This window comes from Streptomyces sp. NPDC056948 (assembly GCF_042674225.1).
Taxonomy (GTDB): domain Bacteria; phylum Actinomycetota; class Actinomycetes; order Streptomycetales; family Streptomycetaceae; genus Streptomyces; species Streptomyces purpurascens.
This window is the reverse complement of the sequence record NZ_JBHUQX010000242.1, coordinates 1-14,457: the sequence shown is the minus strand read 5'-3', so window position 1 is coordinate 14,457 and position 14,457 is coordinate 1. Positions and strand designations below refer to the sequence as shown.

Genomic DNA, 14,457 nt, shown 5'->3' with positions numbered 1-14,457 from the left:
GGGGAGCAGCGGGGCGGACACGGCGGCGGGGGAAGCGGCGTCCGTACCAGGGGGGGTCGGCACGGACGCCGCGTTCGTGAGGGCCGCCCGGTCGGTACGGCCCCGGCCCGCCGCGCGGCGGGCGGTGTCGGGGACCGGCCGCAGCACGGGGCCCGTGGGTGTGACGGGACGCAGCAGCGGCCCTTCGGACTCGGCCGGCCTGGCCGGACGAAGTGCGGGCTCGTCGGGTGCGGGGGCGGGCTCGGTCCGTACGACCGTCCGCTCCCGTTCCGTACGGACGACCTCGCGGGCCGCCGGGCGCGTCCCGTCCGGCCGGGCGACAGCGGCCGGGGCGGCTACGGGCCACAGCGGTTCGGTACCGTCCGGGTCCGGTGCGGCGGCCCGTACCGCCTCGACGCGTTCGAACGGACCGGCCAGCCGCGGCCGTACGCGCATCACGTCGGGGCGCCGCGCGGCGGGCGCCGCGTGCCGGGCGAGCAGCCGGTCGAGGAAGTCGGGCTCCGGCCGCCCTTCCGAGGTGGAGTCAGACATCCGCACACAGCTCCAGGTAGTAACGGCGCCGCAGCGGGCTGAGCGCCAGGATCTCCGGCTCGCTCCAGCCGTAAGCGGTGGCGAGCAGATGGACGTCGAGCAGGAGGTCCCGGGCCCAGGCGTCCAGTTCGGTCCACAGGTAGGAGGCGATGTCCAGCTCGGCCCGGGTGGGCTCCCCGCATTCGGGGCAGGCGATGGTGAGCGTGACGTCGGCCCCCGGGTCGGCTGCCTGGGCGGCCTCGGCGATCCGCCGCTGTACGGCGACGGGCAGCGTGTCCGCGGACACGGGCCGCCCGTCGCGTACGGCGGTGACGAGGCAGCGGGCCAGCAGGGCCCGGCGCGGGTCGGCGTCCCGGGCCGCCGCCGTCAGGTCGGCGACGCCGGGCACCCGGAACTCGACCTCCCAGCCGTCCTCGGCGACCCGCACCACCGGATCGCCCCGGTCGGCCGGAGTGCCGGCGAACTCCCCGGCGTCCAGCTCGAACTCCATGTCCGCGCCGCACGCCCGGCACTCCAGACGCACCTGCATCCGCTCGCCGAACAGGGCCCGGCGCAGGGCGAACAGATCCGCCTCACGCTCCCCCACCGGGAGCGACAGCAGCGCCTGCTGATCGCCGCCCAGGTCCGGCCGGGCAGCCCGGTGCAACAGCAGCGCGCGCCCGGCCTGGGCCTGGCCGAGCCCGGACTCCCAGGTGGCCAGGACATCGGCCGCCCGCATCATCGCCATCTGTCCCCCCTTGCCAGTGTCCGAACAGTTCCCATGCACCCACGCGGTTCAGCCGCGCCCCCAAAGGGGCGCGGGGAACTGCGCGACCAGCCACGACGCGCCGGCCCACAACAGACGGCCGACCGCGGCACTCCCTGCGGAGCGCTACGCCGGGTTCAGGAAGGAGGGCTCCTCCGGCTCGGGCACCTCGTAGTCCCGCTCCCAGCCCTCGCACTCGAGCTTCAGCGTCTGGATGGCCACCGCGTTGGCGTTGGCGTCCAGTTCGCCGAGAACCTGGTACTCGCTGGGCCAGGTCCGGTACAGCTTGTGCGAGACGGCGACCTGGCCGGCCTCGTTGAGGACCTGGATCACGATGTCCTTGCGGAAGTCCGCGAGGGACACCTCCGAGCCGAGGCCCGCGCCGACCTGCCAGACCTTGTTGGCCCAGCGGTCGAACTCGGGGTCGTGTGTGACGCCGCGCTCCAGGGTGATGCCCTCGAACTCGGAGCGGCCCGGCGACTTGCGCGGGGACGAGGGGTCGCCGCCGTGGCGGTGCTTGACGACCTCGGTGGTCCGCTTGAGCGGACTGATCTTGCTGATGCCCGCGACCGTCCGACCGTCCCACAGGACCAGGAACTTGAAGTTCTTGTACGGGTCGAAACGATGGGCGTTGACCGTGAACTCTGCCATCGAAATGTCCTCAGGGATTCCTTGGGGCGTTCCTTAGAGCGCGAACTGGCCGGACGTCTGCTGGATCTTGACGATCACGAACTCGGCCGGGCGGACCGGGGCGATGCCGACCAGGACGTTGACGATGCCGTTCTCGATGTCCTCGTCGGTCGTGGTGTCGCTGTCGCACTTGACGAAGTAGGCCTCGCGCGGTGTGCCGCCCTTGAAGGCGCCCTGGCGGAAGAGCGTGTGCAGGTAGGAGGAGGCATTGAGGCGGATCTGCTGCCACAGGTTCTCGTCGTTGGGCTCGAACACCACCCACTGCAGGCCCCGCTGGAGGCTCTCCTCGACGTGCAGGGCGAGCCGCCGCACCGGCACGTACTTCCACTCGCTGTCGAGGGCGTCGGAGCCCTCCAGCGTGCGCGCGCCCCAGACGACCGGGCCGGTCACCGGGAACGTCCGCAGGACGTTGACGCCGAGCGGGTTGAGCAGGCCGGTCTCGCGGTCGGTCAGGTTGACCGTGAGCGAGTGCACGCCCGCGAGCCGCGCCTCGGTGCCGGCCGGGGCCTTCCACACGCCGCGCTCGGAGTCCGTACGGGCGATGACGCCCGCGACCGCGCCGGACGGCGGGAAGGAGCGCAGCCGGCCGGTGAGCGGGTCGGTGAGCTGGAGGTGCGGGAAGTACAGGCCCGCGTGGTTGCCGCGGACGGCGTCGTACGCGGCGAGCCCGGCGCGGGCCGTGTCCACGTTGACCCAGGTGCTCGGCGCGTCGACGAGCAGGAAGATCCGCCGCTCCTGGCACAGCCGCTGGGCGGCCGAGACGACGGTGACGGCGTCCTCCGCCTTCTCGTACGCCGCGAGTTCGGGCAGCACGAGCAGGTTGACGTCGGGTACGCCGCGCAGTGACTGGATGCCGGACTTGTCGGCCTCGGAGCCGATGAGGTCGCGCGGGCCGGGTGCCTCACCGTCCTCGCCGCCCTCCAGCGGGAAGACGGGCGGGTTGACGGAGGCCTCGAGGCCGAGGTCGTTGGCGCACTCGCCGAGGAAGCGGACGACGTCCTCGGGGTCGGTGGAGCCCGCGACGACCTGGACGCGCCGGCCGAAGGCGGTGACCTCGGCGCCGGCGAAGGCGTGCTTGCCGGGCGCGTCGGGCAGGGCGCGCAGCTTGCGCTCCAGCAGCAGCGCCAGCTCGGCGACGGAGTGCGGGGCCTCGCCGTCACAGTCGGGGTCGTAGAGCGTGAACTCCCGCTCGACGTCGCCGATCTTGACCGTGAGGTCCACGGCGAGGTCGGGCAGCTCGTGCCCGAACGGCTTGGAGACGGTGCCGGACGGGTCGGGCCGGCCCTCGCCGACGACCTCGACGCGGATCAGCCGGGAGCCGGCGTTGACGACGGTCTGCACGTACCGGCCGTTGGACGGGTCGGCGGACAGTCCGGTGAAGCTCTCGCGGGCCTCGCCCTTGGCGTCGTGGACGCGCAGGTTGAAGGTCTCGTCGGGGCAGGGCGTGTCGTAGTCGACGGCGACACGCAGGCCGTTGCCCCACACGCCGGGTTCCTTGGCGTGCACCTTGAGGACGTCGCACTCGCTGTGGCCCTCGGTGGACTCCAGCGTGACGCAGGCGGCCTGGCCGCTGCCGGCCTTGGCGACCCGGACGATCACGGCGACGGAGCCGCCGTTGCCGAAGAACTGGTGAACGGCGTAGCCGACGGCGCTCTGGGCGCTCAATCCCCCGAAGCGGCGCTCGAACTCCGTGAAGCTGGTGACGCGCACCGGCTCGTTCAGCGGACCGCGGCGGGTGTGGCCCACGAACGCGGTCACCGAAGTGGTCAGGGTCGAGATGGTGCGGGTGCTGCTGGGAAGCTCTTCGACGTAGACACCGGGATACGTCGGCTTGGCGGCGCTCACTGCACTCATCGGCATTCCCCCTCCTATCCCTGTCTCGGGCACCGGATGAAGGCACCAAGAGATGGTGAGGGAGAGACGTTCCGGCCGTGCGCGAAGAACTGCCCCCCGAGCGTCGACGGTGGGCACGCGCACCTCATCAGTTCCCCCGTCAGTACCCGCGCGATTCGGTCGCACAGGTCAAGCAGCGCGCTTGTGACTCCTGATGCTCAAGTGCTCAATCCACCTTGGTGCGTTCGGAGTTGACCGAACAAGACAGGTTCTGGCCAGCACAGTAGAAGGTTTTGTGAAGGCAAACTTCCCTGATTCGCACATCCTGCCCGCGCGCCCTCGTGGACTGGTCCACGCCTCGCGCACAGCGGGTGTGAACGCGGGGCCGCGGGCACGCCTGGGAGCCGCGTAATTCCGGCGCCGGCGGTCCATCCGCCCAGCGCGCTCCCCGAGTTCTCCCCGAGCTGTTCATCAGCCAATGGCCGGTTTCGTATGGGCGGCATGGACGCGCGGAGTTGACCGCGGCCTTACGTGTTGCGTCTTCGAGTGCCCTCTTTCGACCGGGACATGCCCGACCCAAACGCCAGGCCGCGCCACCCCTTCCGGCACCTAGAAATATCTACGAGCATGACTGAGGCCGGACCGGCACCGCGGATCTCCCGGATCCCCGCGGGCCACCGGCCCGTGTCCCGCGTGCGTTCTTCGGGGCGCGCCGACTGTGCCTGGGGTGGCCATGCAGAGCGTCATGTGGAAGCAAGCCGTCGAGTGGCTCGCCGCGGCCGCCACGGACCCCCAGGAGTGCAAGCGGGAGTGGGACTACGGCGCGGGCACGGTCCTCGTGGAGGCCGGGCGCTACTGGGACGTGCTGAGCGTTCCCGACCGGCTCGGCCTGCTCGCCCTGGACTACTTGTGGCGCGACCCGCTGAAGGTGCCAGGCCCCACCCTGGTGGACTGCACGGCGCGCAGAGTGGGCTTCTTCCTGCCACCCGACCCCGTCAGCGAGTGGGTCGGCTTCGGGGTCCGGCACGTCGGCCGTGGTTCCTGGGTCGCCGTACCGCCGCCGTACCGGCCCGCCGGCCGCCTGGAATGGCTCGTCCCGCCGGACGGCACCGGCGCCCTGCACTCCCCCGGCACACTCGAGTCGGCCCTCCGCGAGGCCACGGGCACCCTCGCGGTACTGGCACCGGTCAGCGCGGAGCCGGTGGCACTCGACGGCTGGTGAGGCGGACGCCGGCAGGAGCGGCCGGGGTTCCCGGGACCCGATCGGCCACCAGGCCCGTGTGCCGACCGGGGGCCGAGAGAACTGCGGGAGGGACGACCGGGCCTAGGTGTTGGCCGGGCGTCGGATGGGCGCCGGCAGGAGCGGCCGGGGCACCCGAGTGCCGATCGGCGGTCGCGCGAAGGTCGGCGGAGGCGACCAGACCTGTGTGCCGACCGGGGGTGGGGGTCGGGGGAACTGCGGGAGGGGTGACCGGGCCTGGGTGTTGGCCGGGGGTCGGGAGGGCGCCGGCGGGAGCGGCCGGGGCACCCGAGTGCCGATCGGCGGTCGCGCGAAGGGCGGCGGAGGCGACCAGACCTGTGTGCCGGCCAGGCGTCGGGGGAGCTCCGGCAGAGACGACCGGGACTGTGTGCCGGGCGGCAGCCGGGTGGGTGCCGGTGGGGACGACCGGGCCCAGGTGCGGGCCGGTGTTCCACGCGGGGACCGCGGTCCAGGTCTCGCTCTCGGTCGGCGCGGCGAAGGAGACCCACTGGCCGTCACGGTGCTCCGGGGTGGTGTGGCCCCTCGCCTCCCATTCGGCGACCAGGGCCGCGTAGATCGGCGGATGGCCCGAGTATCCGCTGGTGAGTTCGGCGTACGGCCGGGGCGCGGCGTCGTTCCCGAGCAGGCGCCGCGCCGTCGCAGTGCTGTCCATGCCAGGGCAACGCGACGCCGCGCACCGGTGGTACGCGGGCGGAACCCCGTCCGTCGGGTCGAGTGAACCCGTCACCCGTACGGCGGCACGCGGGGTCCGGACAAACATCCAGTCAGGCGGTCGCCCGTTCAGAGCAGGGCCACTTCCCGGCCAGTCATGCGGAACCCCGGATCCCGGTCCGCCGGTTTCCTCGACCGGGCCCGGCGCATCCGGTAACACTGACCTCACGCGGAGAACCGGTACGACGGCAGGGAGAGGCCATGTCACAGCGCCCTGACCTCCGGCAGCGCAGGACCGTGCTGGAGCACGAGTGGTCCCACTGGGTACCGCGGCTGAGCAACCCCGGCACGCGGCCGGGCGGCAGCGCGGCGTTGCGCCACGAGGTGACCGAGTCCTGGGCGCGTTCGCTGGGCAGTGTGGACCCCGGCCGGGACAGCGCCCCGGTCACCGACGGCGGCCCGGTGCACCAGCGTTGGACGTCCTCACCGCTGTACCGGCCGGTCTCGGGCCTCGCCGGCGAACTGCACAGCATCGCCGAGGACGCCGGGTTCGTCACGGCGGTGACCGACGAGTCCGGCACCATCCTGTGGACCTGCGGCGGCCCGACCATGCGCCGCAAGGCCGAGCGGGTCAACTTCGCGCCGGGCGGCCGGTGGGACGAGCAGGCCATGGGCACCAACGCCCTGTCCCTCGCCCTGCGTACCGGCCGCCCCAGTTCCGTCTTCTCGGCCGAACACCTGGTGTCGGCCCTGCACGGCTGGGTCTGCTACTGCGCCCCCGTGCACGGCCCGGACGGCCGGGTCCTCGGCGTACTGGACCTGTCCACCACCTGGGACCGCTCGCACCCCCTGGCCATGTCCACCGTACGGACGCTGGTGTCCACCATCGAGGCCCGCCTCACGACGGAACAGGCCCGCCCGGCTCAGCCGAGTCAGCAGAGCCAGTTGCGGCTCACCTGCCTGGGCGCCGAACAGGCCGTGCAGGCCGCACAGGAAGGCCGACAACTCTCCCTTCGCCCACGCCAGTTGGAGATCCTCACCCTGCTCGCGCTCGAACCCGACGGCTTCTCCCCTGAGCGGCTGCGCGCCGCCCTGTACGGCGACCGGCAGGTCACCGCGTCCACCTTCAAGGCGGAGATCTCCCACCTGCGCCGCGCCCTCGGCGGCGGCATCGCCCCCCGCCGCTACGCCCTGACGATCCCGGTGTCCTGCGACGCCGCCGACGTCCTGCGCGCGCTGGAGCAGGGCGACACGGACACCGCCCTGCGCCGCTACGGCGGTCCGCTGCTCCCCCGTTCCGAGGCACCCGGCATCGAGGAGTGGCGCACCCGCATCGAAGTGGCCGTACGCGAGGCCGTGCTGGCGAGCACCCGCCCGGACCACGCCCTGCGCTACGGCGAACGGGCCCCGTACGACGCGGAGATCCACGAGCACGCGCTGCGGCTGCTCGGCCCGGACGACACGCGCCGCGCCATCGCCGCCGGCCGGCTGACCACGGCCCTGCGCGACTGACGCGGCGCCAACCTTGCGCCAACCTGGCGGGAGCACAGTGAAGGGCGTCACCCGTCACCGCCCTTCACCGAGGAGAGCCGCCATGGTGTACGCGCAGCCAGGAACCGACGGCAGCATCGTCAACTTCGCCCGGCGCTACGACAACTTCATCGGCGGTGACTTCGTCGCCCCGGTCGAGGGCCGCTATTTCGAGAACCCGAGCCCCGTGACCGGCAAGGTCTTCTGCGAGGTCGCCCGCTCCTCCGCCGCCGACGTCGGCCTCGCCCTGGACGCCGCGCACCGGGCGGCCGACAAGTGGGGCCGCACGTCCACCGCGGAACGCGCGGGCATCCTCAACAGGATCGCGGACCGCCTGGAAGAGCACCTGGAGAAGATCGCGGTCGCCGAGACCTGGGAGAACGGCAAGCCGGTCCGCGAGACCCTGGCCGCCGACATTCCGCTGGCCGTCGACCACTTCCGGTACTTCGCCGGTGTCGTCCGCGCGCAGGAGGGCAGCATCGCGGAGATCGACGCCGACACGGTCGCGTACCACTTCCACGAGCCGCTGGGCGTGGTCGGCCAGATCATTCCGTGGAACTTCCCGATCCTGATGGCCACGTGGAAGCTGGCCCCCGCGCTGGCCGCCGGCAACTGTGTCGTCATCAAACCGGCCGAGCAGACCCCGGTCAGCCTGCTCTACGTCATGGAACTGATCGCGGACCTGCTGCCCCCGGGTGTGGTCAACGTCGTGAACGGCTTCGGCGTCGAGGCGGGCAAGCCGCTGGCCTCCAGCCCGCGCGTGGCGAAGGTGGCGTTCACCGGGGAGACGACGACCGGCCGCCTGATCATGCAGTACGCGAGCGAGAACATCATCCCGGTCACGCTGGAGCTGGGCGGCAAGAGCCCGAACATCTTCCTGCCCGACGTCATGGACGCGGACGACGACTTCCTGGACAAGGCCGTCGAGGGCTTCGTGATGTTCGCCCTCAACCAGGGCGAGGTGTGCACCTGCCCGTCCCGCGCCCTGATCCACTCCTCCATCTACGAGGACTTCATGGCGCGTTGCGTCGCACGCACGCAGGCCATCGTCGGCGGCGACCCCCTGGACCCGGCCACCATGATCGGCGCGCAGGCGAGCAACGACCAGTACGAGAAGATCCTCTCCTACCTCGACATCGGCAGGAAGGAAGGCGCCGAGGTCGTCACGGGCGGAAACCCCCGCGCGGTCCCCGGTCTCGAGGGCGGCTACTACATCGAGCCGACGATCTTCCGCGGCAGCAACGACATGCGGATCTTCCAGGAGGAGATCTTCGGCCCGGTCGTCTCCGTCACGACGTACGACTCCGTCGACGAGGCCCTCAAACTGGCCAACGACACCCTGTACGGCCTGGGCGCCGGCGTCTGGACCCGCGACGGCAACACGGCGTACCGCCTGGGCCGCGAGATCAAGGCGGGCCGGGTATGGACCAACTGCTACCACGCGTACCCGGCGCACGCGGCGTTCGGCGGCTACAAGAAGTCGGGGATCGGCCGCGAGACGCACAAGATGATGCTGGACCACTATCAGCAGACGAAGAACCTCCTCGTGTCGTACTCGCCGAAGAAACTGGGCTTCTTCTAGACGCCAGAAAAGGGCGCCTGACCAGGCAGTCACCTGTCAGGCGCCCTTCCCGGCGTGCATCTAAGTCACGGGGTGAAGTGCAGAGTAACTCCCGATATTTCCCACTGCTATCCCACCTCTGACCAGCTGTTCCGGGGCATTTCCGGGCCAAGGAGGCCCGGCTCACGCGTCCTCTGCACTGCCGTCCTGCCCCTCCCACCTTCGCATCGACTCCTCGATCAGGCTGTTGGCATGGTTCCGCGCCTCGGCCAGAAACGAGAGTCAGTGCAGCCTCACGCGCACGTCCCCATGTGATGCCGTACGCGGAAGGATCGACAGCCCGCCCGGCGACCACCAGGCCCACTCAACTTCCCACTGCGCGCAGGGCACGTACAGAGCGAAACGGTGCGCCAGGCCGTCGCCCGCGGGCGGTCTTGGGAGCCGCCTCGGTCGTCGGTCATCCTCAGCCGCGTCCTCTGGGGGCATACCCTTCGTACGGTGGCAGGCTGACGAGCGTCTCGTCGGCGGAGACGAAGGACCAGCCCGTGGCGTGCGTGGTCTCCGCTTCCCGGAAGGGTCCCGTATTCATCAGCATCTCCATCTCTTCCGGGCGTAATACTTCGTGACCTTCGCCTGGCCCGGCGGTGCTGACGCGTCTCGGTACAGCGAGGCCCGGCTCGCGGCGAGGTGACGGCCCCGGCCGCCGTGCCTGATGCCTGGGTCGCTCGGCGCTGCGTGATGCCGGAGACTCCTGTATGAGGGGCTGCGCATTGGCGCGGGCCTCGGAGAGGGTGACCGGCGTGCTTGAGGTCCCGCTGTGGCTGTGGGGAGCGTTCGCCGCGACGGTGGTGGTGTCGCTGACGGTGGACCTGCTGGCCCACCGCACCGCGCACGTCATCGGCTTCAAGGAGGCCGCTGCCTGGAGCGGCCTGTGGGTGGGCCTCGCCCTGATCTTCGCGGGGGTCGTCTTCCTCGTCCTGGGTACGACGGCCGGCACCGAGTACACCACCGCGTGGCTGCTGGAGAAGAGCCTGTCGGTGGACAACCTCTTCGTCTTCGCGGTGATCTTCGCCTACTTCAAGGTGCCCCGCGCCTACCAGCACCGCGTGCTGTTCTTCGGCGTGATGGGCGCCCTGGTCTTCCGCGGGATCTTCCTCTCCCTCGGCGTCGCCGTGGTCAGCCGCTTCACCGCGGTGCTGTTCGCCTTCGCCGCCATCCTCTTCTACAGCACCTACAAACTCCTCAAAGGCGACGAGGAGACCTTCGATCCCGGCAAGAGCTTCGCCCTGCGCCTGCTCCGCAAGATCGTCCCCGTCCGGGACGAGTACGCCGGCATGAAGTTCTTCGTGAAGGAAGCCGGCAAACGCGTGGCCACCCCGCTCCTCGCGGTGGTCGCCGCGATCGAGGCAGCCGACCTGATCTTCGCCGTCGACAGCGTTCCCGCCGTCCTGGCCGTCAGCGACGACGCCTTCATCGTCTACACCAGCAACGCATTCGCCATCCTGGGCCTGCGAGCCCTGTACTTCATGCTCGCGGGCCTGCTGGACCGCTTCCACTACCTCAACAAAGGGCTCGCGATCATCCTCGGCTTCATCGGCGTCAAGCTCATCCTGCAGGCATCGCACAAGCTGATCAGCCCTAGCATCCCGGAAATCCCCTCACCGATCAGCCTCGCGGTCATCGTCGTCGTCCTGGCCGCATCCGTCACACTCAGCCTGCTACGTCCCGCCCCGCCCCCCTCCGCCGACCAGGAGGAGCCGGCCCCACGACCAGACACGGCCACTGAACCGGGGCCCGCCAGCGGCCCACACGCGGGCGCGGGGCACAGGGACGATCCGCCACGAAGCACGCGCTGACCGCCCAGCAGACCGACCGAATAAGGCAGATTTTCCCTTTTTTACATAAGCAGACCTATTGTTAAAGAATGAGCAAAGCCGAGCAGGGGACCGACCCACGAGGAACGCCTGTGTGCCCGGTCTGCCAGCACTCCCTGGACATGATCATCAAGAAGCGGCACAAGACCCTCGGGATCTTCGTGCCCGTGTGGGCCCCCGGGCCCTGCCACAACCCTGAATGCCCCGAATACCCCAGACAGCCGGAGCTCAAGAGCTCTCCGAAGCGCGATCATCATGCTCAACGCCCATAGGACTGATGCTCATGGACCGACGCACGGCAGAGTCGCAGAAGCGCGTGCGGGCGCCTGATACAGAACGCGACGCCCGTCGTCGGACCACGGACTGTGCGTGATGTCGGCGCCCTCCGTCGCGACCGTCCAGGCTGCTGGAATCCCTCGGCGTCACGGTAAGGCGCCCCGACGCGGCCGCCCACGGGCAACGCTTCCGCACTCCGAACTGGTCCTGGCGCGGATTCTGCAACACCGCCCGCGCCAGCATGCTCGTGATCGGGGACGAGATCATCGAAACCCCGATGGCCTGGCCGTGCCGGTGCTTCGAGACCCACTCCTACCGCCCGATGCTCAAGGACTACTTCCGGCGCGGCGCACGCTGGACCGCGGCGCCGAAGTCACAGCTCACCGACGACCTGTTCCAGCACGGCTATCGCATCCACGGTTGAAGCGGTCGCCGTGCACACCGATGCGGGTCGCCGTGGCGTCGAGGTCGGCCACGTCGTCGGCGGACAGGGCGACCTGTGTCGCGCGGGCGTTCTCCTCCAGGCGTTCGATGCGGCGGGTGCCGGGGATCGGGGCGATCCAGGGGTGCTGGGAGAGGAGCCAGGCCAGGGCGACCTGCCTGGGGGTGGCGTTCTTGGCGCGGGCGAGCGCGGCGACGTGGTCGACCAGGGCCTGGTTGGAGGCGAGGTTGTCCTGGTTGAACCGCGGGATGGTGGAGTGTCTCCTTCGGTGAACGCGGTCGTGGTGTCGACGGTGCCGGTGAGGAAGCCCTTGCCGTCGAGATCAGCGATGCTGATGAACACGGATCCCTTACGCGAGCTGGAGGCGAAGGAACCCAGTACGCGCTCGGCCTCAACGCGGTAATAGACCGCCACCAGCAGCATCCGATCCGCCAGCGGCAGGCACCACGGCCGCCCGCCCCCAGGACCGTTGCCGCATCGCTCCCGCACCGCCCGTAACAAGCCTTCGAACTGCCGCATCCGCAGGCCTGTGAACGTCTCCACCCACAACGGATCAGCCCTCAACACCCCACGCATAACGGGTAAATGGCCAGATCAGAGCCTTCTGCAACACGCCCTGACCCAAGGTCCAAGACCGTGGCGAGTACGCCACCACCCGCGCGGTGCCGGCCACCCCATCTGGTCGGTGCCCGCCGCCGAGCTGATCAAGTTCGACATCGGGACCACCCTCGTTGCCCCTGCGCAGCCTCCGCTAGGCAGGGTGTTCCTTGGCCCCAGTGTTGGGCGTGCACGCGGGGGCGGCGGAGGGAGACGATGAGAAGGCCGGGACACGGAGGCGGGCACATCGCCCGATGCGGCAGACGCCATTCCAAGATGGCGGCCGGAAGGAGCCTGGATCATGGGTGCGACCGAACCCTTCCGAGATGATCCCGGCAGGTCTGGTGTGGTTCCGTCCAAACCGGGTGGCCTGCTGGATGTGCTGAACGTGGCCGCTGTCCTCCTCGATGCCGAGGGCAGGATCGATCTCTGGAGCCCGCAGGCCGAGATCCTTTTCGGCTACAGCGCCGAGGAGGCCCTGGGCCAGTACGCCGGCCAGCTGCTGATCGACAAGGAGCACTTGGAAACAGTGCTGGCAATGTTGGCCCACGTCATGCGGGATGGCGAGAGCTGGGCGGGGGTCTTCCCCATCCGGCGCAAGGACGGCAGCACGCGCATCGTGGAGTTTCGCAATATGCGGCTGCAGGACGACCAGCGCGACTATTGGGCGCTGGGTCTGGCCACGGACCAGGGAACGCTGCGGCAGGTGGAGCGGAGCTTGTCTCTGTCCGCCCAGCTGGTGTCCCAGTCACCGATCGGGCTGGGCATGCTGGACACCGACCTGCAATACATTTCCGTCAACCCGGCGGAGGAACGGATGAACGGCGTGCCGGCCGCCGAGCATGTCGGCCGCCACGTCAACGAGGTGCTGCCTTTCCTGGACGAGTCCTTCGAAGCGGCCATGCGCGAAGTCCTGGCCACCGGCGTTCCGGTCCTGGACCAGTACACGGTGGGTCGCACGGCGGCTGATCCGGACAGCGATCACGCCTGGTCGGTCTCGTTCTACCGGCTCGAAGCGCCCAACGGGAAGGTACTGGGAGTGGCGACCTCCAGTGTCGACGTCACCGACCGGCACCGCGCTGTCGAAGAGCAGCGCCGCACCGCCCTCACCCTGCAGCGCAGCCTGCTGCCCCACCCTCCTCCACAGCGACCTGGCCTCGACGTCGCCTTCCGCTACCGCCCCGCTCAGGCGACGATCGAGATCGGCGGCGACTGGTTCGACGTCATTCCCCTGGCCGGCGACAAGACCGCCCTCGTCGTCGGCGACGTCATGGGCAGCGGAGTCTCCGCCGCAGCCGCCATGGGACAGCTACGCACCGCCACCAGGACCCTGGCTGACCTCGATCTCCCCCCGGCCCAGGTCCTGCACCACCTCGACCACATCACCGACGGCATCGACACAATCGCAACGTGTGTCTACGCCGTCTACAACCCCTATGCCGCACAGTGCCACGTAGCACTTGCCGGCCACCTGCCGCCCGCCGTCCTGCGCGCGGACGGCACCCATCAGCTACTCGACCTGCCCACCGGCGCGCCCTTGGGCGGCTGCGGCATCGCCTTCGACTCCACCTCCATCGACTTCGGCCCAGGCGACCAGCTCGTCCTGTACACCGACGGCCTCGTCGAGACTCGCGATCAGCCGATCGACACACGCCTGGAGGCCCTCGTCGACGTTCTCGAGGACCCCTGCCGCTCGCTGGACGCCACCTGCGACCGGCTCCTGAACACCCTGCGCGCCGAAGGCGACCACGACGACGTGGCACTGCTCATCGCCCGGGCCGGTCAGAGCCCGATAGACGGAGGCGATCAGCAGGGTATGAGGCCGACTGCACCGAGCCGGTCACCGGGTAGCTGAGCGCCTGCGCTGACCTCGACACCCGGTGGTCAGAGGGGGCAGCGCCTGCTCGACAGTGGAGTGGCAGGCGACGACGGCGTCTCGGTCGACGAGCTCGATAACCCGCCTCCGCGGCCAGGCTCAACCACCCCTCGGCGACGCTGAGTGCCTGTTTGAGTCGGTCAGGCCGTACGCGAGGGCTGCGGACGGGTCGACTGGATCGCCATGTAACCGGAGGTGAGCGAGTTCGCCCAACATCGAGAAGGTCCAGGACCCGGAGAGCAAGACACTCTCCGGCTGGCTGACCTCCTGGGGCGAGGAAGTGCCCGCCGAGGGCGCCTTGGACCACCCCATGCACGGCACGGGCGACATGATGACAGCCGATGGAACGGCCGAGCTCAAGAACGCCTCCGGCAAGGCATTTGACACCGCCTTCATGGAGATGATGATCAAGCATTGCGAAGGCGCGGTCGAGATGCCGAAGACCGAGCAGGCCGACGGCGCCTACGGGCCGGCCACCAAGATGGCCGGCCAGATCATCACCTCGCAGAGCGGGGAGATCGAGAAGATGAACAAGCTGCTCGGCAAGAACTGATCCCACGGCGGGCGCGGGGCTGGCACCAGTGGTGCCC

11 protein-coding genes and 3 pseudogenes are annotated in these 14,457 nt (G+C 70.0%); 7 read left to right on the top strand and 7 right to left on the bottom strand.

Going from position 1 to position 14,457, the window contains the following annotated elements; translation table 11 throughout:
- The 4 genes from ACFTZL_RS27665 to ACFTZL_RS27650 form a co-directional block, all read right to left on the bottom strand.
- The coding region (locus ACFTZL_RS27665; RefSeq protein WP_382587997.1) for a hypothetical protein at positions 1-531 on the bottom strand (531 nt) is incomplete at its 3' end.
- Positions 524-1,258 carry a hypothetical protein gene (locus ACFTZL_RS27660; RefSeq protein ID WP_382587995.1) on the bottom strand — a complete coding sequence of 245 codons (735 nt, stop codon included), beginning with the start codon at positions 1,256-1,258 and terminating at the stop codon, positions 524-526. The genes ACFTZL_RS27665 and ACFTZL_RS27660, both read right to left, overlap by 8 nt.
- A 144-nt stretch (positions 1,259-1,402) precedes the next feature.
- Complete coding sequence (locus tag ACFTZL_RS27655; RefSeq protein WP_015662275.1) at positions 1,403-1,927, bottom strand: phage tail protein; 525 nt, start codon at positions 1,925-1,927, stop codon at positions 1,403-1,405.
- 33 nt (positions 1,928-1,960) lie between these two features.
- Positions 1,961-3,826, bottom strand: coding sequence for a phage tail sheath family protein (locus tag ACFTZL_RS27650; protein WP_382587993.1), 1,866 nt, complete (start codon positions 3,824-3,826; stop codon positions 1,961-1,963).
- Positions 3,827-4,532: 706 nt separating this feature from the next.
- On the opposite strand from ACFTZL_RS27650, the gene ACFTZL_RS27645 reads away from it, so the two are divergent.
- From ACFTZL_RS27645 to adh, 3 genes are all read left to right on the top strand, one after another.
- Entirely contained in the window at positions 4,533-5,021 is a 489-nt protein-coding gene (locus ACFTZL_RS27645; protein ID WP_189724575.1) for a hypothetical protein, read from the top strand.
- A 951-nt stretch (positions 5,022-5,972) separates the two neighbouring features.
- On the top strand, positions 5,973-7,223 hold the full coding sequence (locus ACFTZL_RS27640; protein ID WP_382587991.1) for a transcriptional regulator: 1,251 nt from the start codon (positions 5,973-5,975) through the stop codon (positions 7,221-7,223).
- 82 nt (positions 7,224-7,305) lie between these two features.
- Positions 7,306-8,823, top strand: a complete 1,518-nt coding sequence (adh, locus tag ACFTZL_RS27635) for an aldehyde dehydrogenase (RefSeq protein ID WP_382587989.1) — start codon at positions 7,306-7,308, stop codon at positions 8,821-8,823.
- Between the two features lie 442 nt (positions 8,824-9,265).
- Here adh and ACFTZL_RS27630 read toward each other — a convergent pair whose 3' ends face one another.
- Positions 9,266-9,391 carry a hypothetical protein gene (locus ACFTZL_RS27630; RefSeq protein ID WP_382587987.1) on the bottom strand — a complete coding sequence of 42 codons (126 nt, stop codon included), beginning with the start codon at positions 9,389-9,391 and terminating at the stop codon, positions 9,266-9,268.
- A gap of 211 nt (positions 9,392-9,602) precedes the next feature.
- Between ACFTZL_RS27630 and ACFTZL_RS27625 the strand changes: the two genes are divergently transcribed.
- On the top strand, positions 9,603-10,658 hold the full coding sequence (locus ACFTZL_RS27625; RefSeq protein WP_382587985.1) for a TerC family protein: 1,056 nt from the start codon (positions 9,603-9,605) through the stop codon (positions 10,656-10,658).
- 421 nt (positions 10,659-11,079) lie between these two features.
- A pseudogene (locus ACFTZL_RS27620) lies at positions 11,080-11,367 on the top strand (amidinotransferase); the annotation flags it as partial.
- On the opposite strand, the gene ACFTZL_RS27615 reads toward ACFTZL_RS27620, so the two are convergent.
- Both ACFTZL_RS27615 and ACFTZL_RS27610 read right to left on the bottom strand, forming a co-directional pair.
- Positions 11,333-11,602: an aldo/keto reductase gene (locus ACFTZL_RS27615; RefSeq protein WP_382587999.1), complete on the bottom strand. Its 270-nt coding sequence runs from the start codon at positions 11,600-11,602 to the stop codon at positions 11,333-11,335. The pseudogene ACFTZL_RS27620 and the gene ACFTZL_RS27615 sit on opposite strands and share 35 nt — an antisense overlap.
- Before the next feature lie 188 nt (positions 11,603-11,790).
- Positions 11,791-11,970, bottom strand: a pseudogene (locus tag ACFTZL_RS27610) (IS5/IS1182 family transposase); the annotation flags it as partial.
- A 322-nt stretch (positions 11,971-12,292) separates the two neighbouring features.
- Between ACFTZL_RS27610 and ACFTZL_RS27605 the strand changes: the two are divergent.
- Positions 12,293-13,846 (top strand): SpoIIE family protein phosphatase, encoded by a 1,554-nt coding sequence (locus ACFTZL_RS27605; RefSeq protein ID WP_382587983.1) that lies wholly within the window; start codon positions 12,293-12,295, stop codon positions 13,844-13,846.
- A gap of 232 nt (positions 13,847-14,078) precedes the next feature.
- Positions 14,079-14,420 (top strand): annotated as a pseudogene (locus ACFTZL_RS27600) (DUF305 domain-containing protein); the annotation flags it as partial.
- Between the last annotated feature and the right edge of the window lie 37 nt (positions 14,421-14,457).

What these genes read in the sequence shown, in the direction of transcription:
- ACFTZL_RS27660 (WP_382587995.1), bottom strand. Translation starts at nt 1,258, where the DNA reads ATGGCGATGATGCGGGCGGCCGATGTCCTGGCCACCTGGGAGTCCGGG.
- ACFTZL_RS27645 (WP_189724575.1), top strand. Translation starts at nt 4,533, where the DNA reads ATGCAGAGCGTCATGTGGAAGCAAGCCGTCGAGTGGCTCGCCGCGGCC.
- ACFTZL_RS27605 (WP_382587983.1), top strand. Translation starts at nt 12,293, where the DNA reads ATGGGTGCGACCGAACCCTTCCGAGATGATCCCGGCAGGTCTGGTGTG.
- ACFTZL_RS27655 (WP_015662275.1), bottom strand. Translation starts at nt 1,927, where the DNA reads ATGGCAGAGTTCACGGTCAACGCCCATCGTTTCGACCCGTACAAGAAC.
- ACFTZL_RS27640 (WP_382587991.1), top strand. Translation starts at nt 5,973, where the DNA reads ATGTCACAGCGCCCTGACCTCCGGCAGCGCAGGACCGTGCTGGAGCAC.
- ACFTZL_RS27650 (WP_382587993.1), bottom strand. Translation starts at nt 3,826, where the DNA reads ATGCCGATGAGTGCAGTGAGCGCCGCCAAGCCGACGTATCCCGGTGTC.
- adh (WP_382587989.1), top strand. Translation starts at nt 7,306, where the DNA reads ATGGTGTACGCGCAGCCAGGAACCGACGGCAGCATCGTCAACTTCGCC.
- ACFTZL_RS27630 (WP_382587987.1), bottom strand. Translation starts at nt 9,391, where the DNA reads ATGAATACGGGACCCTTCCGGGAAGCGGAGACCACGCACGCCACGGGC.